This window comes from Dietzia natronolimnaea (assembly GCF_002289575.1).
Classification (GTDB): domain Bacteria; phylum Actinomycetota; class Actinomycetes; order Mycobacteriales; family Mycobacteriaceae; genus Dietzia; species Dietzia natronolimnaea_A.
Genome location: NZ_NTGA01000127.1, coordinates 1 through 409, shown reverse-complemented (window position 1 = coordinate 409; position 409 = coordinate 1). Strand labels below are relative to the sequence as shown.

At 70.2% G+C, this 409-nt stretch carries 1 protein-coding gene; it reads left to right on the top strand.

The features are described 5' to 3' along the window. Positions 1 to 409, top strand: a 409-nt coding sequence (locus CEY15_RS17970; RefSeq protein WP_141244353.1) for an HNH endonuclease signature motif containing protein, incomplete at both ends; no start/stop codon positions are given.

Genomic DNA, 409 nt, shown 5'->3' with positions numbered 1-409 from the left:
GTGCTCAAGTACTTCATCACCCCCGCCCTGGCCGAACGGATCCGGCTACGCGACGGCACCTGCCGCCACCCCGGATGCACGGTCGACGCCCACGACTGCGACATCGACCACGCCATCGCCTTCGACCACCAGCGTCCCGAACTCGGCGGACCCACCGCCGAGTGGAACCTGTTCTGCCTGTGCCGCACGCACCACCGCGAGAAGACCTTCGGCCACTGCGCCTACCGGCCCGGACCCCTGGGCGAACTGACCATCATCACCGAAACCGGACACGAACACCGCACCACCCCACACGGCCCCCTGGCACAGGCCCGCGACCGGATCCTCGACCACCGATGGCGCCACCACCTCGACCGCCTCATCACCGACGACGGCCACCTCACCAACCCACCCGGCGCCCACCGCCCCC